Source organism: Halomonas sp. HMF6819 (assembly GCF_044335525.1).
Classification (GTDB): Bacteria; Pseudomonadota; Gammaproteobacteria; order Pseudomonadales; family Halomonadaceae; genus Vreelandella.
Genome location: NZ_JBIQVY010000003.1, coordinates 252,805 through 274,807, shown reverse-complemented (window position 1 = coordinate 274,807; position 22,003 = coordinate 252,805). Strand labels below are relative to the sequence as shown.

Sequence of the window (22,003 nt, the reverse complement as noted above, 5' to 3'; positions counted from 1 at the left end):
AGACGCCATGCTCGATATCCTGTTACCCATCCTGCTGTTCTCTGCGCTGGCGCTTGCCGCCATTGGCGCGGTTCGCCGCGCTCGTCTATGGCGCCAAGGGCGGCCCTCTTCCGTGCCCGTACTCAAGGGCCTCATGCAGGTTCCCAGGCGCTACCTGGTCGACCTGCACCACGTCGTCGAGCGCGACAAGTACATCTCTCACACTCACGTCGCCACCGCCGGCGGCTTCGTGCTGGCCGCGCTTCTGGCCATCATCGTCCACGGCTTTGGCCTGGACAGCGCGATCCTTGCCTGGGTGCTGCTGGCCGCCACCACCAGCATGTTCATTGGCAGCATTCTGGTCGCCAAACGCCGCAGCCCGCCGCCGTCACGGCTATCAAAAGGGCCCTGGATGCGCCTGCCGAAAAGCCTGATGGCGTTTTCGATCGGCATGTTCGTGGTCACGCTGCCCACCGCCGGCATTCTGCCGGACGGCGTGTTCCAGGAAGGCCTTGGCTGGATCGCCGCTCTGGTGCTCGCGGCCATCATCGTCTGGGGCCTGGGCGAGATGTTCTTTGGCATGACTTGGGGCGGGCCGATGAAGCACGCCTTCGCCGGTGCCCTGCACCTGGCGTACCACCGCCGCCCGGAGCGCTTTTCCGATAAGACCGGCGGCGAACACCGCTCCACCGGCCTGAAAGCGCTGAAACTCAACGATGACAGCGCCAAGCTCGGCGTTGAAAAGCCCGCCGACTTCACCTGGAACCAGCTTTTAGGCTTTGACGCCTGCGTGCAGTGCGGGCGCTGCGAAGCCGCCTGCCCGGCCTTTGCCGCTGGCCAGCCGCTCAACCCGAAAAAGCTGATTCAAGACATGGTCGTCGGTATGGCCGGCGGCAGTGACGCCAACTACGCAGGCTCCCCCTACCCCGGCAAGCCGGTCGGCGAGCACCAGGGCGACCCCCATGGGCCCATCGTCGCCCGCCAAGGCACCGCACTGGTGGACCCGGAAACGCTCTGGTCCTGCACCACGTGTCGCGCCTGCGTGGAAGAGTGCCCGATGATGATCGAGCACGTCGACGCCATCGTCGACATGCGCCGCTTTCTAACGCTGGAGCACGGCAACACCCCCAACAAGGGCGCCGAGGTGCTCGATAACCTGATCGCCACCGACAACCCCGGCGGCTTCGATCCCGACTCGCGCCTGCACTGGGCGGCGGATTTGAACCTGCCGCTGATGGCGGACAAGAAAGAGGCCGATGTTCTCCTGTGGCTCGGCGACGGCGTGTTCGACATGCGCAACCAGCGCACCCTGCGCGCGTTCATCAGCGTGCTGCGCGCGGCAGGCGTCGACTTCGCCGTGCTGGGTAATGAAGAGCGCGACAGCGGCGACGTGGCGCGCCGCCTGGGTGACGAAGCGACCTTCCAGACGCTGGCCCGCCGCAACATTCAGACCATGAGCCGCTACCGTTTCGATCGCATCGTCACCTGCGACCCCCACAGCTTCCACGTGCTCAAAAACGAGTACGGCGAGCTGGGCACCGCGGACATCCCGTCCAGCTATCACGTGCAGCACCACAGCACGTTCATCAGCGAGCTGGTCAGCGCGAACAAGCTCAGCTTCAAGGCGTGGAAAGGCGGCAGCGTCACCTACCACGACCCGTGTTATCTCGGCCGCTACAACGGCGAGTACGAGGCGCCGCGCGATGTACTCAAGGCGCTTGGCATCGAAATCAAGGAGATGGCCCGCTCCGGCTATCGCTCGCGCTGCTGCGGCGGCGGCGGCGGCGCGCCGATCACCGACATTCCCGGCAAGCAGCGGATTCCCGACATGCGCATGGAAGACGTGCGCGAAACCGGCGCGGATCTGGTCGCCGTGGGCTGCCCGCAGTGCACCGCCATGCTCGAAGGCGTGGTGGAGCCGCGCGCCGGCATCAAGGACATCGCCGAGCTGGTCGCCGATGCATTGATCATCGACACCGCCGCCGATAAAGCGGCGCAGGCCAAGGCCGCCCCCGCCCCTGCGCTGGAGGAAACCTCATGAGCGACATTCTGCGCCGCGACCCCCGCAAGGAGTGGATCGCCCGTAACCGCCTGCATCCGCAGCACCAGAGCGTGCTGGCCGAACTCGGTGGCGGCGCCCGCCCCACCGAGTGGATGGGCCCCAACGGCGTGATGCGCCGCGACCCGCGTGCGGTCGGCTTCATCGGCCCCAACGGCGTACGCCGCATCGATAGAAGCGGCGCCCAGCAGGCCGCCCAGGCCCCAGCGCACAGCGCTGCGGCCAAGGACACCCGTCAGAACGTCACCATCGACGCCCCGGCCTTTATCGTGGCCGTGGTGCCGGACATGGCCGGCGGGCGCCTGTCAGCCCACGATCGCGATCTTCTGGGCCTGGCCCGCCAGCTCGCCGACGCCGACCCGGCAAGCCCGGGGGCGGTACTCGCGGTGGTCTTTGGCGAGCACAAGGAGAGCGCCTTCGGTGAGGCCGGCATCGACCGGCTGCTGCACCTGGACGGCGAGCGCTTCTCGGGCTACCTGCCGGAGCTCAAGGTGGCCACGCTTCAAAGCGTGGAGCGCGAGCTTGGCCCGCGCTTTTGGCTATTGCCCGACTCCGCCCTGGGCGGCGGCGAGCTTGGCCGACGCTTGGCCGCCAGGCTTGGCGAGCGCCCCGCCGCTCAGGTGTGGCAGGTCGAAGCCAGTAATGACAGCGCGACCGGCTGGCGGGCCACCGCCCGCGCCGGCGCCGGGCGCCACGACGTTCACCGCGAGCTGCCCCGGGTGGTGCTGGCACTGGCCGAGTGCGCCGACCCGATCAGCGAGACCCGCCACGCCGCGGACCCCATCTCGCTTGGCCAGGGGCTTCCCGACGTGCTCGGGCGCATCGAGGATCTCGGCGAAGTCGCGGTGGACCCGGCAAGCGTCTCGCTTGCCGAAGCCGAGTTCATTCTCTCCGCCGGCAACGGCGTCAAGGATTGGGACGGCTACCACCACGCCGCCGACGTGCTCGGCGCGACCAAGGGCGCCTCGAGGGTGGCGGTGGACGACGGCTACATGCCTCGCGACCGCCAAGTCGGCGCCACCGGCACCTGGGTTTCCGCCCGGGTTTACGTTGCCATCGGCATTTCCGGCGCCATCCAGCACCTGCAAGGTATTCAAAGCTGCGACAAGGTCGTTGCCGTCAACCTCGACGAAGGCTGCGACATGGCCAAACGCGCCGACCTGACCGTGATTGGCGACGCCAGCGCGGTGCTCGCGGCGCTGGTAGCGCGGGTCGAGCAGTACCGCGCCGAGCAACAGGAGAACCGCGATGCCGCCTAACGCCCCCGCCAAACAAAGCGCGTCACTCGACGTGGCCGTACTGGTCTCGATCGGCCGCCATCCGCTGACCGCCCGCGCCCGGCGCGCCGACCAGGACGCCCGCGCGGTGGAAATGGCGCTCACCCTGGAGAACGCTTCTGTGCGCCTGCTGCACGCCGGCCAGCACGAAAGCGAGCAGGAAGAGGCCCTGCGCGGCTACCTCGGCATGGGCATCGACCATATCGGGCTAATCGAGCAAGGCGAGAACGCCGATGTGATTCCGGCGCTCGTCGAGGCGCTTCGACACGATGCCCCGCAGCTGATTCTAACCGGCAGCCGCGCGGAAACCGGCGAAGCCTCGGGCCTTCTGCCTTACCAGCTGGCCGAGTCGCTGGGCTGGCCGATCATCACCAGCCTGGCCGCGGTCGAGAAGGTCGAGCAGGGTACGGCGGTGGTGCTCCAGGCCCTGCCCCGCGGCAAGCGCCGGCGCCTGCGCATTCGCCTGCCGGCGATCGCCACGATCGACACCAGCGCCCCGGCGGCGCGCCAAAGCGCCTTTGGCCCGGCCAAGCGCGGGGAACTTGCGCTAAGCGAGGCACAAAGCGAAACTGATGAGACGCTTGCGGGATGGCAGTTCCACCCGGCGCGCAAGCGCCCGAAACGCCTTAAGATCGTCAAATCCTCTTCGGCGCGGGACCGCTTCAAGGCCGCCGCCGCCAAGGCGGACGGCGGCGGCGGGCAGACGCTCAACGACGTCACCCCCGAACAGGGCGCCGAGGCGATCTTCAAGCTGTTGAAAGAGGAAGGCGTGCTGCGCTAGCTAATTTTTGTCGCAGAGCAGAGCTCGTTACCCGACCCGCCTTCACGGCGGGTCGTTTTTTTGGAGATCTGGCATCCGTGCATCAATGCCGGGCTCGCGCAACCCGCTGCGGGGCGCCATGAATACCTCCCTGTAGGCTACTTTCGCCATCCCTGGCGAACCCCCCCCGCAGCGGATTACGCGAGCCCTGCCGCTGTATCCCTTTCGCGCAAGGCACTGTCTGATAGACCTGCGAAACGACGATTATCTTGCGGTCATCCCTGTATAGAGCCGCAGCCTTTGGCGCTCGCGCCTTAGGCCAATGCCAGCGTGCACCATCAACACGGTAATCACCAGCACCCCGCCGGCAAGCGTCGAGGCGGTGGGCTCTTCGCCCAAGAGCCACCACACCCAGAGCGTGCCGAGCGCGGTTTCTACCAGATAAAAAAGCGCCACCTCGGTAGAGGGCAGATAGCGCGTGGCGCTGTTGATCAACACGGTCGCCAGCGGCATCTGCACGAGCCCCATTAGCGCCAGCACGCCAAACTGCGGCGCCTCCAGGGCCAACGGCGAGGCCATCGGCCAGGCAATCGCCGCCGACAAGAGCCCGCCGCCGGCGATCACGGTGGTCGTATCGATGCCGGGGTAGCGGCGCAGCACCGTGAGATTGCCGCCGATCGCCAGCGCCGCGGCCAGCGCAAAGAGATTGCCCAGCAGCATCCCCGCCGCCCCCTCGCCGAGAAACACCAGCCCCATGCCCAGCATGCACAGCGCGATGGCGATCAGCGTGCGAAGCGCGACCCGCTCGCCAAGAAACAAGCGCGAGAAAATCGCGGCGAACAGCGGCGCGGTGCTCAAAATCACCACCACGTTGGCCACATTGGCATTCATCACCGCCAGCACGAACAGCGCCGAGATCAGGCCCAGTAGCGTGGCTGAGGCCAGCGAGGCCATCGGATGCACGCGCAGCGTCGAGAGTTTTCGGCGCGCCAAACAGAGCGCGCTCAGCACGCAGAACATCAAAAAACCGCGCCAGAACACGATGGTGAAGCCGTCGGTCGCGGCCAGGCGGATCAACAGCCCGTCGAAGCTTAGAAAAACGACGCCCAGAATGACGATCATCAGGCCGCGCTGGTAGGTACTGGTCTGCATGACATCGACTCCCGATCAAAAAAACGAACCGCCCGCCAAAAGGCGAGCGGTCGCTGAGGATGTTATGGCAAGGCGCAAGCGCCTCGAAGGTTAGCGGCCCTGGGATACCGCCATACGCGCCGCGTGCCCCCGGCCCTTCGGGCGCACCAGCCAGAAGCCGACGCCGCCGGCCAGCAATAACATGACGCCGCAGCCAATGGCCAGCCCGTAAGCGCCCTGCACCGCCCCGGCGCTTAGGCCGAACTGCGCGGCGAAGCCGTCGAGAGTCACCGCGTACTGGCGCCACAAAAATACCCCGATGGCCACCCCGGAGAGCATGGTGCACAGCGCGATCAAACGCGTGCCGGAAACCCAGCCGCTCACGCTTTGGGCGTCGAAGGTGTGCAAGAACGCCCGATACTCGCGCTCGGCCTGGCTTACGCGGGTCATCCGGGAGGCGATGGCGATAGCCACCAGCGCCATCAGCGTGCTGATCAGCACCGGGTGCAGATAGACCGGAAGCGACAGCCACTCGGCCTGCACCATCAGCGAGATGGCGACGTTGCCGCCAAAACCGACCGCCAGCCCCCAGCCCGCACCGGCGGCGGTGATGCGCTTGCTCCAGATGCTCAAAAGCGCCACCGGCCCCCAGGAAGAGGCAAAGAGCGTGGCGGCGAACCACACCACCGACATCACCGCCGGCGGCTGAAACAGCGCCAGAATCAGCGCGATCAGCCCCGCGGCAAGTACCGCCAAACGGCTTTTACGCATCGCCGAGGCCTCGTCCTGTGAGGCGCTCAGAATATCGTTGGAGATACTAAAGCCGATGATCGACAAAAACGTCGAGCACGACGAGAGCCCGGCGGCGAATACGCCGGTCAGTATCACCACGCCAAGCCAAGTCGGCAGGATATTGAGCGCCACCCACACCATCGAGCGCTCCGGGTCCAGGCTAGTATCGTAAAGATTGATCGCCGCGCCGGTCACCATCATCAGCGCGTAGAAAACGGCCAGCGCCACCGCGGTCAGCATCGCCGAGCGCATCACCACGTGCTCGTTGCGCGCCATCAGGTAGCGGCTCGACTGCCAGGGGCTCGCCGCCAGCACCGCCGCCCAAACAAGGCCGAGGGTAACGCCCCAGGTCAGCGCCTCGCCGGGCGAGGAGAACGTGGCGTCCGGGCCCTCGAGCACGCCGTGCCACAGCGCGATCCCGGGTTTGTCGGACTGAGTCAACAGCCCTTCGACCACACCGCTCCAGCCGCCGAGATCGTTGATCACGTAGAGCGAACCACCGAGCGCTGCCAGCGAGAAGATCACGAACATGATGGTATCGGTGAGCATGACGCCGGGCGAGCCGGAGTACAGGATGAAACCGGTGTAGGTCGCCCACACCAGCACCAGCCCCACCCAGTAGGGCATGCCGGTCAGCTCTGAAAACATGATGCCCGCGCCCTGCATCACGCCCAAAAGATACGCGCCCAGCCCGATGATCGTGGTCAGCCCCGCAATCACCTGCACCTTGCGCGAGGCGAAGCGCTTACCGAAGAACTCCGGCACCGTGTTGGCGCCGCTGCGGCGCAAATAGCGCCCGAATACCAACGCGCCCAGCAGGCACCCGGAGGTGCTGATCGCGGCGAAGATCAGCATGACGAAGGGGTAGCCCTGGTAGGCAAAGCCCGTCTCGCCGAGAAAGGCGCTGGTGCTCAGGTAGCTTGCCACCAGCGTGCCCAGAATGAAGAAGGTCGGCGCGTTGCGCCCGGCGACCAGGTAGTCGTCCAGGCCCTTGACGCGTCGGCCGGCCAAATGGCCGATAACGAAGTAGCCGATCAGGCTCAGCAGTATCGCGACGGTGTAGATCATGAGTGCAGCCGTTGAGTTGTTGATATTATCGATGCGCAGGCAGCGCCTGCCGATTCCCTGCCTGCAGGATGCAGCGCTTTATAAGCTGCCTCTTAGCTACCCGCGCCAGCGGATGCCGAAATTACGACACGCCCCCATGCAGAAAGGCGCCCCGAGGGGCGCCTTTCTGGTCTTCACACGGAATTATCTGGCCATGCGCGGCATGGCGTTGAGCTCGCGCCACTCCTTTTGCAAGCCCATGAACAGGCTTACGCACATCAGCAATAGCACCAGTGTGAACGGCAAGCCCGTGGCCACGGCGCCGGCTTGCAGCGCGGTGAGCGCGGTGCTGCCGCCGCCGTAAAGCAACACGCCTGCGATCACGCCTTCGAGCGCGGCCCAGAACACCCGCTGGCCCTTCGGCGCGTCGGTCTTACCGCCGGCGGTGATGCTGTCGATCACCAATGAGCCCGAGTCCGACGAGGTGATGAAGAACACTAGCACCAGTACGATGGCGAGTGTCGAGGTGATTGAGGTCAGCGGCAGTTGCTCGAGCATGTGGAACATGGCCAGCGACACATCACTAATGCCGTTGGAAAGCTCCCCGATGCCGTTTTCCGCCTGAAACAGGGCCGTGCCGCCGAAGGCGCTCATCCACACCAGCGTGACCAGCGTCGGCACCAGCAATACCGCAATCAGGAACTCGCGCACCGTACGGCCTCTCGAGACCCGCGCGATGAACATGCCCACAAACGGTGACCAGGAGATCCACCAGGCCCAGTAGAAGATGGTCCAGCCGTGGTACCAGGTATCGTCGTCGCGGCCGACCCAGTTCGACAGCGGCAGCAAATGGCTGGCGTAATCCATCGCCGTGGTGCCGATGCCGGTCAGAATGGCCAGCGTCGGGCCAGCGGCGATCACGAAGATCAGCAGAATGGCGGCAATCACCATGTTGATGTTCGAAAAGAGCTTCACCCCGCCGTCGAGCCCGCGCCAGACTGACATCAGCGCGACCACCGTCACCAGAACGATAATCGCAAGCTGCGTGCCGATAGTGTTGGGTACGTCGAACAGGTAAGCAAGCCCGCCTGCCGCTTGGGTAGCGCCGAAACCAAGCGAGGTGGCCAAACCGAAGATGGTTGCCAGCACTGCGAGGATATCGATGATGTGCCCCGCCCAGCCGCGGGTACGCTCGCCCAGAATCGGGTAGAACGCCGAGCGCAGCGTCAGCGGCAAACCGCGGTTATAGGCGAAAAACGCTAGCGACAGACCGACCACGGCGTAGATCGCCCAAGGGTGCAGGCCCCAATGGAACATGGTCGCGCCCATCGCCGCGCTCGCGCCTTCCGGCGTGTTGGCGGGCGTGTTCAGCGGCGTGCCGTACCAGTCGGTGTAGTAGGCCACCGGCTCCGCCACGCTCCAAAACATCAGCCCGATGCCCATGCCGGCAGCGAACAGCATCGCAAACCAGGAGGTGCGCGAGTACTCGGGCCTGGCCTCCTGACCGCCCAAACGAATGCGCCCCAGCGGCAAAAAGATCAGCACCAGGCAGAAGATGACGAAGACGTTTCCCGCGATCATGAACAGCCAATCGAAGTGTTCGATCGACCAGTTCTTGGCAAGCCCGAGCTGCGCATTGGCCGCCTCGGGATAGACCAGCGCATAGAGAATGAACAGCAAAATGGCGAGTGCCGAGAGGGGAAAGACGGGGTTATGAAAATCCAACCCCATGACCTGCTTGTTGTCCTGACCAGGGGTCAGGACAGGTTCCTCGTGGTTCATAGGTTGTCCTCAGGTTTTAATCTTTATTATTTGACGCGGCGCGTCACCGCCGGACACGGCTTCTAAATTCTTGAGCGAGACGCTAAAAGGCGATTATTCAAAACCGACCTCGACATAGCTAAAGCCGCGTCCAGCAGCCCCCATGGCGCGTGATTTTGCGTACACTCAACGCTCGATCCGCGCCCCTTCGCGGCCCACTAAAAAAGGAGTGCAGCCATGATGATTGTCGATTTGGTCGATGGGGATGATTTTCGCGCGCGGCTCATCGCGCTGGGGGTTGACCTCCCCGCTAACGCCGACCCGGACGAAAGCGCTCGCTTGGCCGCTAAAGCGCACCAGGAGTGCCCCGTCGAAGGGCTTCCCGCGCTCGTCGACGAGCTCACAAGCCGCCAGGACATTGTGCTGCCCGCGGTGCGCGAGGCCATCGAGCGCCACCTGGCGCACCTTTAGGCACGCCGCTTGATCGTCCATTGAAACTAAAAAAACGGGCCGTGTGAGTGATCACACGGCCCGTTGGGTGCTTCGGCCACCTAATGCGGCGGCCGGTTCGACGGCTTAGCCCTGCGCCTTGGCAAGCGTCAGCGGCACGCCTTCGCTCCCCAGATTCTCCAGCATGCGATCGGCGTACCAGTTGACGAAGTCGATGACACCGAACTCATAGGTTTCGGAGTACGGACCCGGCTGGTAAGCCTTCGAGTTGATGCCGCGCTGGTTCTCTTCGGCAAGCTTGCGGTCCTGGTCGTTGGTGGCGTCCCACACGCGGCGCATGTTTTCCGGATCGTAATCCACGCCTTCGACCGCGTCCTTGTGCACCAGCCACTTGGTGGTGACCATGGTCTGCTGCGGGCCCAGCGGCAGCACGCGGAACACGATCGAGTGATCGCCCATGAAGTGGTTCCAGGAGTTGGGCAGGTGCAGGATACGCAGCGAGCCCATGTCCGGGCTGGTCAGCCGGCCCATCAGCTTGTTGCAGGCGGGCTTGCCGTCCATGGTCATGGAGACCACGCCGTCGAGCAGCGGCGTGCGGGTGATGCGGTTGCGGCTGCCGAAGCGCTTGAGCTGCCAAGGCACCTGCTCGCCGTTCCAGTCGTTTTGCTTGCGGGTCACCAGATCCTTGTACTTATCGGTGGCGCGCGGGTCTTCGGTGTCGTCGAACTCCATCAAGGAGTTCAAAAGCTCCGGGTGCGAGCCGTTGCAGTGGTAGCACTCGCGGTTGTTCTCGATCACGAGCTTCCAGTTCGCCTGCTCGACGATGCTGGACTCCACCGCCACCTTGACGTTATCCATCTGGTAGGGCTCGAGGTAGTGCTCGAGCGTGACCAGGAAATCGTCGATCGACGCCGGGTTCTCGGAGAGGTTGATGAACACGAAGCCGCCGGCGGTGCGCACGTGCACCGGCTTCAGGCCGAACTGGTTCAGGTCGAAGTCGGCGCCCATTTCGCTGCCGGCGAACAAAAGCCTGCCGTCGAGCTCGTAGGTCCACTGGTGGTAGGGGCAAACGAGCTTGGCGACCTTGCCCTTGTCGGTGGTGCAAAGCCTGGAGCCGCGGTGACGACAGACGTTATGAAAGGCGTGAATCTGGCCTTCGCCACCGCGCACGATGACGATCGGGTTGTTGCCGATCTCAAGCGTCATGAAGTTGCCCTTGGCCGGAATCTCGCAGCTCATGCCCGCGAACAGCCACTCTTTCTCGAAGATCTCTTCCATGTCGAGCGCGAACAGCCGCGCGTCGTTGTAAAACGGCTGCGGCAGGGAGTAGGTGCGCGCCCGCGACTCGAGCATCCCGACCGTCTCTTCACGCATGGCGGCCAGCGGATCGTTTTGGGTGTAGTCCGACGAATTATTCATACCAGATATCCTTTTAAACCCGCCGGCCTCGAAGGCGGCGACACAGTCATTGACCAAACTACGTTGTCTTGTTGTTAAGTGGCGTCATCTGGCGTTGTACGGGCGCTGCGATGGCGTCATTGTGGGGTGGATTGTGGTGCAGGGTGTCGAGTCCGAGTTATCTGCCGACGACATCGCTAAGCGTGCCGACGACGTGAAAACCGATTTGTAACGCCCATGGGGTGGCGCAAGACAAGTGCGTGTCGCTAACAGGTAAGCCGCCGCCTAAACGCGTACCCAGAATGCAGGGGAATGGTGCTGGACCGTGCCAGCAAGGACGGACCCGGTGAAGGCAACGTGCAAGCTCGGCCATATTGAGATAACGATGACAATGAACTTCTACAACCCCGTCACGACCCAGACCTGGACCAACGGCCGCCACCACGTGCGCTGTGTAAAAATGATCCAGGAGACCTGGGACGTTCGCACGTTCTGTTTCATGGCCGAACAGCCCGTGCTGTTCTTCTTCAAACCGGGCCAGTTCGTGACCCTGGAGTTGGAGATCGACGGCCAGCAAATCATGCGCTCCTACACCATCTCGAGCTCGCCTTCGATTCCCTACAGCTTCTCGATCACGGTCAAGCAGGTGCCCGGTGGCTACGTCTCCAACTGGCTGCACGCCAACCTGAAGGTCGGCGACGAGTTGGTGGTTCACGGGCCGGTGGGCAACTTCAACTCCATTGACTACCCCGCCGAGAAGGTGCTGTTCCTCTCTGGCGGCGTGGGCATTACCCCGCTCATGTCGATGACGCGCTGGTTCTTCGACACCAACGCCAACGTCGACGTCGAGTTCATCCACAGCGCCCGCGCCCCGCGCGATGTCATCTACCACCGCGAGCTGGTGCACATGTTCTCGCGGATCCCCGAGTTTAAGCTGCACATCGTCTGCGAGAAGAAGGACGACATCGGCGAGGCCTGGGCGGGCTATCGGGGCTTTTTGACCCAGCCGATGCTCGAGATGATGGCGCCGGATTATCTGGAGCGCGAGATCTTCTGCTGCGGCCCCGTGCCCTACATGAACGCCATCAAGGAGATTCTGCGCGCCAACAACTTCAACATGGATCACTACCATGACGAGGTATTCGGCGCGACCCCGGCGGACGTCAAGGAGGACGTGCTGGAGCTTGCCGAGCAGGCCGAAGTGGAAGCCGAGATGACCGAGCCGGAAGACCTGCTCAACGTCGAATTCGCCCAGTCGAACAAGAGCGTGCGTATCCAGCCCGGCGAAACGGTCCACGCCGCGGCGGCCAAGCTCGGCCTGCACATTCCCAAGGCCTGCGGTATGGGCATCTGCGGCACCTGCCGGGTATCGCTGAAGTCCGGCGAGGTCGAGATGGAGCACAACGGCGGCATCACCGACGAGGACATCGAAGAGGGCTACATCCTCACCTGCTGCAGCCGGCCCAAGAGCAGCCTGGTGGTGGACTTCTAACGCAATCGTAATCAGCCAGAAGTAATCCTAAGCGGGGCGCTGTGAACCCGTTCATGGGCGCTACTTTCGCCATCCATGGCGAAAGCCTATCGCTACGGATTACTTCTGACCTCGCCTCAGGAGTCATTGCAGACCATGACACCAGTCTTCGGGCTGTCATTAAAGGCGAACATCCATACTTCGACTGACAGGCCGTCTTATTACTGACTATCCATTGCTGGGACAGTAACATTTCTCTCAGTATCGCTGATTTTTAAAAGCATCAAAATAACTTGGCACTATCAAACTATAACTCTACTGATTATGTCTAACATTTAAGAATGCTAGTAACAATATTATTGACATGCATCTTTATCTTTTCAGCAACGCGGGCTTTACGCAACAACTTTCGCCAAACGCCCAAGATAAGTATAGAAACACTCGCAACGAATGCCCACTTCCATTCAACCATACGCCATGGATATGCAAAATACTCGCTTGATGGTTTTGTAAAATATACAACTAACGCAAAAGCTACTAAAGCAAGAACCAACGTCTTACCTGTAACATGTTCTAAATTAAGCCTATTTTCTATTGTTCGCCCAGAACTTATCTCATGTTTTTGGCCAGTTGAGTGATTAACTAACGAGCATATCAACCCTTCCTTTTTATCTTGGCGCTTCGCACAGACAAGAGTAATACGCTGCTTAGGGCGTAACGGTACATTAACCTCTTCAAGCTGAATGGAGTGCTCCCTCCCCTCGTCATCACGGACCCAAAAATCATGGTATTTTCTTTGGCTCACCCGCAAGTAACGGTTATTAATGCCCTGAGATTGAACGTGCGTTTCGCTGTAGCGATCAGTATCCAAGACCTCGCCTTGAACTTGCCAAAACTCTACTTGCTTACCTCGATAGCCAAAATTATCCATGCTAATAAGCCTAATATGTTCATTACTGATTTATCTAAAAGCGGTATGCTGGTAAAAAGTGTATCTAAAAATCATTAGCGCCGCATCCTAACTTTAGCCTGTAACCACTACCCCTCATCCTGATTTAGCCTGTAACCACTACCCCTCATCCTGATTTAGCGCATAGCCAAGTTCAGTCGCACTTATAACCATAAATGTATGGCCCGCGTACGCCATTTATAGATACTCCTCGTTGATCAGCGCAGAGACTTTGTGCGTCGCGTTAACAAAGTTTTTTCGCTAGGACGCGTCCACTCGTACTGCTCACTAACGGGCTTGACTTCCTGCTCGGCTGCGGCCCGATCACGCTTATAGCGGTAGCGCGGCTCTGTTGGTGCCAGTTGCCATCACTATACACAGGCTTGATGTCGCTGATTTTGCAGCAAGTCATGACCATTCACCCAGGTAGTATTGATGTCTACAGCTTTAGACTGCAAGCGTGAACAAATCACTCTTACAGGTCGATATCCAAGATTATCAACTCTTTCGTCATAAAAAAACGCTCATGACCCAAAGGCCATGAGCGTTGGCTACCCGCGCTATTTAACTTAACGCAATCAGGCGGCGCCAAGCAGCCCGTGCGGGTCGAGGACGAACTTGCTCGCCACGCCCTGATCGAACTGCTCGTAGCCCTGGGGCGCTTCTTCGAGCGAGATCACCTGAGCGTTGACGATCTCGGCGATGTTCAGGCGCCCGTGCAGAATCGCCTGCATTAGCTGGCGGTTGTACTGCACCACCGGGGTCTGGCCGGTGTGGAAGGAGAGCCCTTTCGCCCAGCCTTGGCCAAAGCGCAGGCTCAGACTTCCCGTTTGCGCCGCTTTTTCCGCGGCACCCGGGTCTTCGGTGACATAAAGGCCGGGAATGCCGATGGAGCCGCCTTCGCGGGTCACTTCCATCATCTGGTTGAGCACCACCGCCGGCTGCTCCTTGCCGCTATGGCCGACCGCCTCGAAGCCTACCGCGTCGATGGCGCTGTCCACGCTCGGCTCGCCGACAACGGCCGCAATCATTTCGCCCAGACGATCATGCTGGGAGAGGTCGATCGGCACGAAGCCCATCTTGCGCGCGTGCTCGAGACGCGCCTTGTTGAAGTCGCCGATCATGACGACCGCCGCGCCCAGAAGCCGCGCCGAGGCCGCTGCGGCCAGGCCCACCGGGCCGGCACCAGCGACGTAGACCGTTGAGCCCGCGCCGACACCGGCTTTCAAAGCGCCGTGGAAACCCGTCGGCAGGATGTCACTCAACATGGTCAGATCGCGAATCTGGTTCATCGCCTGGTCGCGGTCCGGGAATTTCAGCAGGTTGAAGTCGGCGTAGGGCACCATGACGTAGTGCGCCTGGCCGCCGACCCAGCCGCCCATGTCGACGTAGCCGTAGGCGCCGCCGGCGCGGTCGTCGTTGACGTGCAGGCAAAGGCCGGTGTGGCCTTCCTTACAGGTGCGGCAGCGACCGCAGGCGACGTTGAACGGCACGGAGACGATATCGCCGATCTGCAAAAACTCGACGCCCTTGCCCTTCTCGATCACTTCACCCGTGATTTCGTGGCCCAGCACCATGCCTTTCGGGGCGGTAGTGCGCCCGCGCACCATGTGCTGGTCGGAGCCGCAAATGTTCGTGGAGACGACCTTCAGGATGACGCCGTGATCGATGGGCTTGCCGTTGGGGGTTTCCATCTTCGGGTAGTCGATGTTCTGGACTTCGACCTTGCCGTCACCGACATAGACAACACCGCGATTGTTGGACATGGATAATCCTCTCTTCCGGGTGCGGCCGCGATTATGAGTCGCGCTGCATCGTTATTCTTGAGTGAAACTGGCGTGTTTGACGCAATCCCGACGCGCGTGCGCCGACGATCCGCCAAACGGCATCAGGTGCCGCTCCAGCATGGTTCATTCGCGCGCGCGGAAGTTACTCACAGACGACATCGAACGGCGGATGGACGACCTGTTTTGGCACGCGTCACGATTTTGTCGTAAATGTCGCAAATACGCCGAGCGGTGACGTGGGCAAGCATCTTGGGGGCAAGGCCCGGCGATACTATCGCGGCATGATAGCGTCGCAAGCCCATCCCAACAGCGCGGCGCTAACAAACGACCGGACCGAACACAGACCGACTAACAGACCGACTAACAGACCGATCAATAAAACAACGCGACTCGCCTGGAGACCCAGATGTCAGACAACAATTTTTCTCCCGATGCCCGCCTGGCCAGCTACGACACGGCCCTTGCCTCCGCCATTGCCGAAGAGACGTCGCGCCAGGAAGCCCATATCGAGCTGATCGCCTCGGAAAACTACACCAGCAAACTGGTGATGGAAGCCCAGGGCAGCCAGCTGACCAACAAGTACGCCGAAGGCTACCCGGGCAAGCGCTACTACGGCGGCTGTGAGTTCGTCGACAAGGTCGAAACACTTGCCATCGAGCGCGCCTGCAGCCTGTTCGGCGCCAACTACGCCAACGTGCAGCCGCACTCCGGCGCCCAAGCCAATGCCGCGGTGTTCATGGCGCTGGTCAAGCCCGGCGACACCATTCTGGGCATGAGCCTGGCCCACGGCGGCCACCTGACCCACGGCGCGGCGCCGAACTTCTCCGGCAAGCACTACAACGCCGTTCAGTACGGTTTGGTCGAAGGCACCGGCGAGATCGACTACGACGAGGTCGAGCGTCTGGCCCGCGAGCACCAGCCGAAAATGATCATCGCCGGCTTCTCCGCCTACTCGCGGGTGATCGACTGGCGCCGTTTTCGCACCATCGCCGACGAGGTGGGCGCGTATCTGATGGTCGACATGGCCCACGTCGCCGGTCTGGTCGCCGCCGGCCTCTACCCGAGCCCGCTGCCCTACGCCCACGTGGTCACCACCACTACCCACAAAACGCTGCGCGGCCCGCGCGGTGGCCTGATCCTCTCCGCCGACGGCGACGAGGCGCTCTACAAAAAGCTCAACGGCGCGGTATTCCCGGGCCAGCAGGGCGGCCCGCTGATGCACGTCATTGCCGCCAAGGCCGTGGCCTTCAAGGAGGCGATGAACCAGGACTTCGTCAACTACCAGCGCCAGGTGATCGCAAACGCCCGCGCCATGGCGAAGGTGTTCATCGAGCGCGGCTTCGATGTCGTCTCCGGCGGCACCGACGATCACCTGTTCCTGCTTTCGCTAATCAAGCAGGGCGTGACCGGCAAGGACGCGGATGCCGCCCTCGGCCGCGCCCACATCACGGTCAACAAGAACAGCGTGCCCAACGACCCGCAGAGCCCGTTCGTTACTTCCGGCCTTCGCATCGGTACCCCGGCGGTGACCACGCGCGGCATGGTTGAGGCGGACTGCGAGCAGCTCGCCGGCTGGATTTGCGACATTCTCGACGTGCTGGCCGATCAACAAGACACCACCGAGATCGAAAACCAGGTGCGCGACCACGTCGCAGATCTGTGCGCGCACTACCCGGTTTACGGTCAGGCCCAAACTCAGGCAGAGCCGGTCGAAGACGCCACCGTCGCGTAACGACCGCCGCCCGCGGGCTCCACGGAGTCGATTCAGGAGAGATTTCATGCAACGTTATTCCGGCTTCGGACTGGTTAAACATGCGCTCGGTCATCACGAGAATTGGGAGCGCCAGTGGCGCAACCCCGAGCCCAAGAAGCGCTACGATGTGATCATCGTGGGCGGCGGCGGCCACGGTTTGGCCACCGCCTACTACCTGGCCAAGGAGTTTGGCGTCAAGAACGTCGCCGTGGTCGAAAAAGGCTGGCTGGGCGGCGGCAACACGGCGCGTAACACCACCATCGTGCGCTCCAACTACCTGTGGGACGAGGCCGCGCGCCTTTACAACCACTCCCTCGACTTGTGGAAGGGGCTGTCTCAGGATCTGAACTACAACGTCATGTTCTCGCAGCGCGGCGTATTGAACCTGGGCCACACGCTGCAGGACATGCGCGACATTCAGCGCCGCGTACACGCCAACCGCTTGAACGGCGTGGATAGCGAAGTGGTCACGCCCCAGCAGATCAAGGAGATCGAGCCCGAGCTTGATATCTCCAACCGCGCGCGCTACCCGATCATGGGCGCCTCCTGGCAGAAAAGCGCCGGCGTGGCCCGCCACGACGCGGTGGCCTGGGGCTACGCCCGCGGCGCCGACGCATTGGGTGTGGATCTTCTGCAGAACACCGAAGTCACCGGCTTCAAGATTCGCGACGGCAAGGTGCTCGGCGTTCACACCAACCGCGGCGACATCGAAGCCAATACGGTGGGCTGCGTGGCCGCGGGTAACTCCGGGGTACTGGCGGACATGGCGGGCATCAAGCTTCCGCTCGAGTCTCATCCGCTGCAGGCGCTCGTCTCCGAGCCGCTCAAGCCGGTGCTCAACACCGTCACCATGTCGAACCACGTGCACGGCTACGTCAGCCAGTCCGACAAGGGCGACCTGGTCATCGGCGCGGGCATCGACGGTTATCTCGGCTACGGCCAGCGCGGCAGCTACCCGACCGTCGAGCACACCCTGCAGGCGATCGTCGAGATGTTCCCGATGTTCTCGCGGGTGCGCATGAACCGCCAGTGGGGTGGCATCGTCGACACCTGCCCGGACGCCTGCCCGATCCTTTCGAAAACGAAGGTCAAGGGTCTTTATTTCAACTGCGGCTGGGGCACCGGCGGCTTCAAGGCCACCCCCGGCTCCGGCCACGTGTTCGCGGCGAGCCTGGCCAAGGGTGAAATGCACCCGATCGCCGCGCCGTTCTCCATCGACCGTTTCCACACCGGTGCGCTGATCGACGAACACGGCGCCGCCGGCGTTGCGCACTGAGGAGAGCTGACATGTTCTATATTCACTGCCCCTACTGTCAGGAGTACCGCGAGGAAGAGGAGTTTCATCCGCGCGGCGAGGCTCACCTGATGCGCCCGAAGGATCCGGACAACGCCACCGACGAAGAGTGGGGCGACTACCTGTTCTTTCGCAAGAACCCGCGCGGCGTTCACCACGAAATGTGGGTCCACTCCGTGGGCTGCCGCAAGTTCTTCAACATCACCCGTAACACGGTGACCTACGAGATCCTCGAGACCTACCGGATGGGCGAGCAGCCGAGCATCACCGCCGAAACCGAAAAGGTCCGCAAGGAACAGGGCGTACAAACCGCCGACGGCGGCTGGCAGACCATCGGTGCCCAGCCCGAATCCAAGGCCTTGAACGAGGAGACCTCGTCATGACGCAGACCAATCGTATCGATGCCGGCGGTCGTGTCGATCGCTCCCAGACGCTCGAATTCACCTTCAATGGCCAAAGCTACAAGGGCCTGAAGGGCGACACCCTGGCCTCGGCCCTGCTCGCCAACGGCGTGGACATCGTCAACCGCAGCTTCAAGTACTCGCGGGCCCGCGGCATCGTCGCCGCCGGCGCCGAAGAGCCCAACGCCGTGGTCCAGCTCGGCGCTCGGGAAGAGACCCAAGTGCCCAACGTGCGCGCCACTCAACAGGCGCTCTACAAGGGCCTGGTCGCGCGCAGCACCAACGGCTGGCCGAACGTTCAGCGCGACGTCATGAGCTGGGTCGGTCGGCTGGGCGGCGGCTTCATGCCGCCGGGCTTCTACTACAAGACTTTCATGGCCCCGGCCTCGATGTGGATGACGTACGAAAAGTACATCCGCAAGGGCGCAGGCCTGGGCCGCGCGCCCCACGAGTCCGACCCGGACATCTACGACCACATGCACCACCACTGCGACGTGATGGTGGTGGGCGCAGGCCCAGCGGGTTTGGCCGCGGCGCTTTCGGCAGCCCGTGCTGGCGCCCGCGTGATCCTTTGCGACGAGCAGGAAGAGATGGGTGGTTCGCTGCTCGATAGTCGCGAGACCCTCGACGGCGTTTCCGCCGTGCGCTGGGTCGAAGAGACCGTCAAGGAGCTCGCAAGCCTTGAAAACGTGCTCCTTCTGCCGCGCACCACCGCCAACGGTTACCACGATCACAACTTCGTTACGCTGCACGAGCGGCGCACCGAGCACCTGGCCGACACCGCCAGCGAGGCAGGCTTTGCCGGTCAGGCACGAGCGCGGCTGCACCGCGTGCGCGCAGGCCAAGTGGTGCTCGCCAGCGGCACCCACGAGCGCCCGCTGGTCTACGCCAACAACGACCTTCCGGGCAACATGCTCGCCGGGGCCGTTTCCACCTATATCCGCCGCTACGCGGTGGTGCCGGGCAAAAAGCTGGTGCTTTCCACTAGCAACGATCACGCCTACCGCGCCGCGCTCGACTGGAAAGAGGCCGGCCGCCAGGTCGTGGCGATCGTCGATGCCCGCGCCAACCCGGACGGCGATCTCGTTCGCCAGGCCCGCGACAGCGGCATTCGCGTGATCACCGGAAGTTCCGTGGTCGAAGCCCGCGGTGGCCAGCGCGTCACCGGCGCCCGCGTCTGTGCGATCGATCTCGAGCGCTTCGTGGTCACCGGTAAGGTCGAGGAGCTCGAGTGCGACACCATCGCAAGCTCCGGCGGCTACAGCCCGGTGGTGCATCTGTCGTCTCACACCGGCACCCGCCCGCAGTGGAACGAGGAGCTGCTCGGCTTCTTGCCCGGCGAGGTGAAAGGCATGATCTCCGCCGGCGGCGTCGCTGGCCACTTCGGGCTCGACGAGACGCTGGCCGACGGCGAACGTGCCGGCCGCCAGGCCGCCCAGCTGACGGGTTTTGAAGACGCGCAGGCGATCACCCTACCCGCTACCCGCGGTCGCCGCGACGGCAAGGCCTGCGCGCTCTATCAGGTGCCGCACGAAAAAACCGCGCTGCGCGCGCCGAAGCAGTTCGTCGACCTGCAAAACGACGTGACCGCCGCCGGTATCGAGCTCGCCACTCGTGAGGGCTTCGAGTCCATCGAGCACGTCAAGCGCTACACCGCGCTCGGCTTCGGTACCGACCAGGGCAAGCTTGGCAACATCAACGGCATGGCCATCGCCGCGCGCTGCCTCGACCGCTCGATTCCGGACGTCGGCACCACGGTGTTCCGCCCCAACTACACGCCGATCACCTTTGGCGCCATCGTCGGCCGTCACTGCGACGAGCTGTTCGACCCGAAACGCTACACCGCGCTTCACCAGTGGCACATGGAAAACGGCGCCGAGTTCGAGGACGTGGGCCAGTGGAAGCGCCCCTGGTACTTCCCGCGCACGGTCAACGGCAAAAAAGAGACCATGCATGAAGCGGTCGCCCGCGAGTGCCTGGCGGTGCGTGAAAAAGTCGGCATTCTGGACGCCTCGACGCTGGGCAAGATCGACATTCAGGGCCCGGACGCCCGCGAGTTCCTGGGCCGCGTCTACACCAACAAGTGGGCCCAGCTCGCCCCGGGCCGCGTGCGTTACGGCTTGATGTGTAAAGACGACGGCATGCTGATGGACGACGGCACAACGAGCTGCCTCGCCGATAACCACTTTTTGATGACCACTACCACCGGCGGTGCCGCGGGCGTACTCGAGTGGCTGGAGCTTTGGCACCAGACCGAATGGCCGGAGCTTCAGGTCTACTTCAACTCGGTGACCGATCACTGGGCGACTATGACCGTGACCGGCCCGGACGCGCGCAAGCTGTTGTCCGAGCTCACCGACCTGGATCTGGACAAAGAGTCGTTCAAGTTCATGGACTGGCGCGACGCCACGGTGGCCGAGGTGCCGGCACGCATCTTCCGCATCTCGTTCACCGGCGAGCTGGCCTTCGAGATCAACGTGCAGGCCAACTACGCGCTGCACGTCTGGAAGAAGCTCTTCGAGCACGGCGAGAAGTACGACCTGACGCCCTACGGCACCGAAACCATGCACGTGCTGCGCGCCGAGAAGGGTCTGATCATCGTCGGGCAGGACACCGACGGCTCGGTCACCCCGGAAGATCTGGGCATGCAGTGGGCGATCGGTTACGACAAGCCCTTCCCGTGGATCGGCAAGCGCGCGCTGAGCCGCCCGGACACCCTGCGCGGCAATCGCAAGCAGTTCGTCGGCTTGAAGCCGAAGGATTCAAGCGTGGTGCTGGAAGAGGGCGCACAGATCGTCTTCGACAAGGAGCAGAGCATCCCGATGGCCATGAAGGGCCACGTGACCTCGAGCTACTACAGCCCGTCACTGGGCCACGGCTTCGCCCTGGCGGTGGTGGTCGAAGGCCGCGAGCGCATGGGCCAAACCGTTTACCTGCCGATGACCGACGGCACGATGCATGAAGCCGAGATCGTCAGTCCCGTCTTCATCGACCCGAAAGGAGAGCGCCAAAATGTCTAACGTGAGCGCCAAAGAGTTCAATACCGTGCCCGCCGGTAACCCGGCGGTCGAGTCGCCGCTTTGCTGGAGTTATCAGCAGCAAAAGACCGCCAACAGCGCCAATGCCGGCGTGGTGCTGCGCGAGAAGGCGCTGCTGGGTCACGTGGTGCTGCGCGGCGGCGCCATCGTGCTCGACGAAGCAGTGCGCCAGGTGCTCGGCATCAGCCTGCCGGCCAAGCCCAACACCGTTGAGCGTGACGAGGCCGGCGAGCGCTCGATCCAGTGGATCTCGCCGGACGAGTGGCTGGTGATCGTTCCCGGCGGCGAGGAGTGCGCTCTCGAGCGCTCCCTGCGCGAAACGCTTGGCGATGCCCACGTCAGCATCGTCAACGTCAGCGGTGGTCAAACCGTGCTGACGCTTGCCGGCGACAACGCCCGCGAAGTGCTGATGAAGACGGTCTCGTTCGATGTTCACCCCCATGCATTTCCCGTCGGCAAGGGCGTGACCACGATTTTTGCCAAGGCGACCGTGGTGCTGCGCCGCGCAAGCGAGACCGAGTGGGAGCTAGTGGTACGGCGCAGTTTCGCCGACTACTGCTACCGCTGGCTGCTCGACGCCTCCGCGGAATACGGTATCGATACACAATAAAAGCATAACGGCCGGCACCCGCCGGCCGCCCTGACTGCGATGAAAG

The 22,003-nt window shown here is 63.0% G+C and carries 16 protein-coding genes; 10 read left to right on the top strand and 6 right to left on the bottom strand.

Annotated elements, in window-relative coordinates; translation table 11 throughout:
* The first annotated feature begins 7 nt into the window (after positions 1-7).
* Genes ACGLWX_RS11345 through ACGLWX_RS11335 form a run of 3 tightly spaced genes read left to right on the top strand, consistent with a single transcriptional unit; the run spans position 8 to position 4,096 of the window.
* Positions 8-2,020 carry a (Fe-S)-binding protein gene (locus ACGLWX_RS11345; RefSeq protein WP_396239782.1) on the top strand — a complete coding sequence of 671 codons (2,013 nt, stop codon included), beginning with the start codon at positions 8-10 and terminating at the stop codon, positions 2,018-2,020.
* Positions 2,017-3,297 (top strand): electron transfer flavoprotein subunit alpha/FixB family protein, encoded by a 1,281-nt coding sequence (locus tag ACGLWX_RS11340; RefSeq protein ID WP_396239780.1) that lies wholly within the window; start codon positions 2,017-2,019, stop codon positions 3,295-3,297. The genes ACGLWX_RS11345 and ACGLWX_RS11340 overlap by 4 nt, the downstream gene beginning before the upstream one ends.
* Positions 3,287-4,096, top strand: a complete 810-nt coding sequence (locus ACGLWX_RS11335; protein ID WP_396239778.1) for an electron transfer flavoprotein subunit beta — start codon at positions 3,287-3,289, stop codon at positions 4,094-4,096. Before ACGLWX_RS11340 ends, ACGLWX_RS11335 begins: the two co-directional genes overlap by 11 nt.
* A 243-nt stretch (positions 4,097-4,339) precedes the next feature.
* Here the strand turns inward: ACGLWX_RS11335 and ACGLWX_RS11330 are convergent, their stop codons facing one another.
* The 3 genes from ACGLWX_RS11330 to ACGLWX_RS11320 all read right to left on the bottom strand — a co-directional run bounded on the left by ACGLWX_RS11330 (position 4,340) and on the right by ACGLWX_RS11320 (position 8,827).
* Positions 4,340-5,227, bottom strand: a complete 888-nt coding sequence (locus ACGLWX_RS11330; RefSeq protein ID WP_396239776.1) for a DMT family transporter — start codon at positions 5,225-5,227, stop codon at positions 4,340-4,342.
* Positions 5,228-5,317: 90 nt separating this feature from the next.
* Positions 5,318-7,066 (bottom strand): sodium:solute symporter, encoded by a 1,749-nt coding sequence (locus tag ACGLWX_RS11325; protein ID WP_396239774.1) that lies wholly within the window; start codon positions 7,064-7,066, stop codon positions 5,318-5,320.
* Positions 7,067-7,249: 183 nt separating this feature from the next.
* Positions 7,250-8,827, bottom strand: coding sequence for a BCCT family transporter (locus ACGLWX_RS11320; protein ID WP_396239772.1), 1,578 nt, complete (start codon positions 8,825-8,827; stop codon positions 7,250-7,252).
* Between the two features lie 216 nt (positions 8,828-9,043).
* On the opposite strand from ACGLWX_RS11320, the gene ACGLWX_RS11315 reads away from it, so the two are divergent.
* Positions 9,044-9,277 (top strand): hypothetical protein, encoded by a 234-nt coding sequence (locus ACGLWX_RS11315; protein ID WP_396239770.1) that lies wholly within the window; start codon positions 9,044-9,046, stop codon positions 9,275-9,277.
* Positions 9,278-9,382: 105 nt separating this feature from the next.
* Here the strand turns inward: ACGLWX_RS11315 and ACGLWX_RS11310 are convergent, their stop codons facing one another.
* Complete coding sequence (locus ACGLWX_RS11310) at positions 9,383-10,675, bottom strand: aromatic ring-hydroxylating dioxygenase subunit alpha (protein ID WP_396239768.1); 1,293 nt, start codon at positions 10,673-10,675, stop codon at positions 9,383-9,385.
* 364 nt (positions 10,676-11,039) lie between these two features.
* Between ACGLWX_RS11310 and ACGLWX_RS11305 the strand changes: the two genes are divergently transcribed.
* Positions 11,040-12,146 carry a hybrid-cluster NAD(P)-dependent oxidoreductase gene (locus ACGLWX_RS11305; RefSeq protein ID WP_252108100.1) on the top strand — a complete coding sequence of 369 codons (1,107 nt, stop codon included), beginning with the start codon at positions 11,040-11,042 and terminating at the stop codon, positions 12,144-12,146.
* Positions 12,147-12,453: 307 nt separating this feature from the next.
* Here ACGLWX_RS11305 and ACGLWX_RS11300 read toward each other — a convergent pair whose 3' ends face one another.
* Both ACGLWX_RS11300 and fdhA read right to left on the bottom strand, forming a co-directional pair.
* A complete protein-coding gene (locus ACGLWX_RS11300) occupies positions 12,454-13,056 on the bottom strand; it encodes a hypothetical protein (protein WP_396239766.1) in 603 nt (200 codons plus the stop codon).
* A 596-nt stretch (positions 13,057-13,652) separates the two neighbouring features.
* On the bottom strand, positions 13,653-14,840 hold the full coding sequence (fdhA, locus tag ACGLWX_RS11295; RefSeq protein ID WP_252108098.1) for a formaldehyde dehydrogenase, glutathione-independent: 1,188 nt from the start codon (positions 14,838-14,840) through the stop codon (positions 13,653-13,655).
* A 427-nt stretch (positions 14,841-15,267) separates the two neighbouring features.
* On the opposite strand from fdhA, the gene glyA reads away from it, so the two are divergent.
* The 5 genes from glyA to ACGLWX_RS11270 are packed head-to-tail and all read left to right on the top strand — an operon-like array spanning position 15,268 to position 21,957.
* On the top strand, positions 15,268-16,593 hold the full coding sequence (gene glyA, locus ACGLWX_RS11290; RefSeq protein WP_396239764.1) for a serine hydroxymethyltransferase: 1,326 nt from the start codon (positions 15,268-15,270) through the stop codon (positions 16,591-16,593).
* Between the two features lie 46 nt (positions 16,594-16,639).
* Positions 16,640-17,890, top strand: a complete 1,251-nt coding sequence (locus ACGLWX_RS11285) for a sarcosine oxidase subunit beta family protein (protein ID WP_252108096.1) — start codon at positions 16,640-16,642, stop codon at positions 17,888-17,890.
* Positions 17,891-17,901: 11 nt separating this feature from the next.
* Positions 17,902-18,291 (top strand): sarcosine oxidase subunit delta, encoded by a 390-nt coding sequence (locus ACGLWX_RS11280; RefSeq protein ID WP_396239762.1) that lies wholly within the window; start codon positions 17,902-17,904, stop codon positions 18,289-18,291.
* A complete protein-coding gene (locus ACGLWX_RS11275) occupies positions 18,288-21,329 on the top strand; it encodes a sarcosine oxidase subunit alpha family protein (protein WP_396239760.1) in 3,042 nt (1,013 codons plus the stop codon). The genes ACGLWX_RS11280 and ACGLWX_RS11275 overlap by 4 nt, the downstream gene beginning before the upstream one ends.
* Positions 21,322-21,957: a sarcosine oxidase subunit gamma gene (locus ACGLWX_RS11270; RefSeq protein WP_396239758.1), complete on the top strand. Its 636-nt coding sequence runs from the start codon at positions 21,322-21,324 to the stop codon at positions 21,955-21,957. Before ACGLWX_RS11275 ends, ACGLWX_RS11270 begins: the two co-directional genes overlap by 8 nt.
* Positions 21,958-22,003 lie beyond the last annotated feature (46 nt).

What these genes read in the sequence shown, in the direction of transcription:
- ACGLWX_RS11345 (WP_396239782.1), top strand. Translation starts at nt 8, where the DNA reads ATGCTCGATATCCTGTTACCCATCCTGCTGTTCTCTGCGCTGGCGCTT.
- ACGLWX_RS11340 (WP_396239780.1), top strand. Translation starts at nt 2,017, where the DNA reads ATGAGCGACATTCTGCGCCGCGACCCCCGCAAGGAGTGGATCGCCCGT.
- ACGLWX_RS11335 (WP_396239778.1), top strand. Translation starts at nt 3,287, where the DNA reads ATGCCGCCTAACGCCCCCGCCAAACAAAGCGCGTCACTCGACGTGGCC.
- ACGLWX_RS11330 (WP_396239776.1), bottom strand. Translation starts at nt 5,227, where the DNA reads ATGCAGACCAGTACCTACCAGCGCGGCCTGATGATCGTCATTCTGGGC.
- ACGLWX_RS11325 (WP_396239774.1), bottom strand. Translation starts at nt 7,066, where the DNA reads ATGATCTACACCGTCGCGATACTGCTGAGCCTGATCGGCTACTTCGTT.
- ACGLWX_RS11320 (WP_396239772.1), bottom strand. Translation starts at nt 8,827, where the DNA reads ATGAACCACGAGGAACCTGTCCTGACCCCTGGTCAGGACAACAAGCAG.
- ACGLWX_RS11315 (WP_396239770.1), top strand. Translation starts at nt 9,044, where the DNA reads ATGATGATTGTCGATTTGGTCGATGGGGATGATTTTCGCGCGCGGCTC.
- ACGLWX_RS11310 (WP_396239768.1), bottom strand. Translation starts at nt 10,675, where the DNA reads ATGAATAATTCGTCGGACTACACCCAAAACGATCCGCTGGCCGCCATG.
- ACGLWX_RS11305 (WP_252108100.1), top strand. Translation starts at nt 11,040, where the DNA reads ATGACAATGAACTTCTACAACCCCGTCACGACCCAGACCTGGACCAAC.
- ACGLWX_RS11300 (WP_396239766.1), bottom strand. Translation starts at nt 13,056, where the DNA reads ATGGATAATTTTGGCTATCGAGGTAAGCAAGTAGAGTTTTGGCAAGTT.
- fdhA (WP_252108098.1), bottom strand. Translation starts at nt 14,840, where the DNA reads ATGTCCAACAATCGCGGTGTTGTCTATGTCGGTGACGGCAAGGTCGAA.
- glyA (WP_396239764.1), top strand. Translation starts at nt 15,268, where the DNA reads ATGTCAGACAACAATTTTTCTCCCGATGCCCGCCTGGCCAGCTACGAC.
- ACGLWX_RS11285 (WP_252108096.1), top strand. Translation starts at nt 16,640, where the DNA reads ATGCAACGTTATTCCGGCTTCGGACTGGTTAAACATGCGCTCGGTCAT.
- ACGLWX_RS11280 (WP_396239762.1), top strand. Translation starts at nt 17,902, where the DNA reads ATGTTCTATATTCACTGCCCCTACTGTCAGGAGTACCGCGAGGAAGAG.
- ACGLWX_RS11275 (WP_396239760.1), top strand. Translation starts at nt 18,288, where the DNA reads ATGACGCAGACCAATCGTATCGATGCCGGCGGTCGTGTCGATCGCTCC.
- ACGLWX_RS11270 (WP_396239758.1), top strand. Translation starts at nt 21,322, where the DNA reads ATGTCTAACGTGAGCGCCAAAGAGTTCAATACCGTGCCCGCCGGTAAC.